2 protein-coding genes are annotated in these 1,208 nt (G+C 66.1%); both read left to right on the forward strand.

Annotated features, from left to right (window positions below; genetic code table 11):
- The coding region (locus HX846_RS37680; protein WP_178967521.1) for a malonate decarboxylase holo-ACP synthase at nucleotides 1-486 on the forward strand (486 nt) is incomplete at its 5' end.
- A partial coding sequence (locus HX846_RS37685) for a malonate decarboxylase subunit epsilon (protein ID WP_178967522.1) occupies nucleotides 483-1,208 on the forward strand: 726 nt, incomplete at its 3' end. The genes HX846_RS37680 and HX846_RS37685, both read left to right, overlap by 4 nt.

The raw sequence follows: 1,208 nt of genomic DNA on the forward strand, positions 1-1,208 counted from the left end.
CGTGCCGTCGCGTCGCCGGGCCAGGTAGCGGTGGGGGTACGCGGGCGCTTGCGCGAGCAGCGCTTCGCCGCCGTGATGCCGATGGCGGCGGTGCAGCGGCGCGTGGTGCCGGAAGACCTGCGCGGTGTGATCTCGCCAAGGGATTTGCCGGCGTTGCAGGCCCTCGCTCAGTTGCGACCGGTGCTGGCGGGAGAGAGTTGGGGCGTCACCGGCAGTGCGGGTTTCGAGTTGGCCAGCGGCGTCGAAGCGCTGCATGCCAAGAGCGATCTGGATTTGATTCTGCGCACGCCCGAGCGCCTTGATCGCAGCGATGCAGAGGACCTGCTGGCGATACTGGATACGGCGGTGTGCGCCGTGGACCTGCAACTGCAAACGCCGTTTGGCGCGGTCGCGTTACGTGAATGGGCCGGTGGTTCGCGTCGCGTGCTGCTGAAGAACGCCAGCGGCGCGCAGTTGGTGCTCGATCCTTGGCAGGCCGTGGCATGAGTAGCCTCCTGGCATTCCCGGGGCAGGGCGCCCAGCGTCCCGGCATGCTCCAGCAATTGCCGCGTGCGGTGCTGGACGAAGCCAGTGCTGCCCTCAATGAGGATGTGCTTACCCTGGATTCTGCCGAAGCGCTGGCCTCGACCCGTGCCGTGCAGCTCTGCCTGTTGATTGTCGGTGTGGCCAGTGCGCGTTTGCTGGAACACACCCCCGATTACGTCGCCGGCCTGTCCATTGGTGCCTATCCGGCCGCCGTGATCGCCGGCTCGCTGGACTTTGCCGACGCGTTGAAACTCGTCAGCCTGCGCGGCGAATTGATGCAACACGCGTATCCCCACGGCTACGGCATGACCGCCCTTATCGGCCCGGACCTGTCCACCGTCGAAGCCTTGCTTGCTCAGGTCCACAGCCCGCGAACCCCGGTTTACCTGGCCAATATCAATGCCGACAACCAGACGGTCATCGCCGGCAGCGATGAGGCCATGAAGGCGGTCGCCAATCTGGTGCGCGGCAACGGCGTCGCCAAACGCCTGGCCGTCAGCGTGCCGTCTCATTGCGTACTGCTGGAAAAACCCGCCGAGGCCCTGGCCGAAGCATTCGCCCAAGTGACACTGAAACCGCCGAGCATCACCTACCTGAGCAGCACCCGCGCCCGGCCGATCCACAACAGCGAACACCTGCGCGACGACCTCGCCTTCAACATGTGCCGCATCGTCGACTGGCGC

The sequence above is a fragment of the Pseudomonas sp. K5002 genome (assembly GCF_013386655.1).
Classification (GTDB): Bacteria; Pseudomonadota; Gammaproteobacteria; order Pseudomonadales; family Pseudomonadaceae; genus Aquipseudomonas.